The sequence below is a fragment of the Tritonibacter sp. SIMBA_163 genome, assembly GCF_046535935.1.
GTDB lineage: Bacteria > Pseudomonadota > Alphaproteobacteria > Rhodobacterales > Rhodobacteraceae > Epibacterium > Epibacterium scottomollicae.
This window is the reverse complement of sequence record NZ_JAWJBP010001391.1, coordinates 1-234: the sequence shown is the minus strand read 5'-3', so window position 1 is coordinate 234 and position 234 is coordinate 1. Positions and strand designations below refer to the sequence as shown.

Here is a 234-nt window from a genome sequence, read left to right as displayed (position 1 = left end):
ATCCTTGCCGAGATGATCATAGGACAGGTCTTCGCGGAAAACGCTCGCCTCGCTCACCTGAAGGATTTCCGAGCATAGATTGCTCATGGTGATGCGCCCGTCGATCGGGTTGGCGCGGTTCACCGTGTCCTCGAACATGATATAGGGATAACCGGATTCGAACTGGATTTCCGCCAGCACCTGAAAGAACTCGCGGGCATTGATCTTCTTCTTGGCAATGCGTGCATCATCGAC

The 234-nt window shown here is 53.8% G+C and carries 1 pseudogene; it reads right to left on the bottom strand.

The annotated features are described in order from the left end of the window. Positions 1-234 (bottom strand): annotated as a pseudogene (locus R0J92_RS26860) (ribonucleotide-diphosphate reductase subunit alpha); the annotation flags it as partial.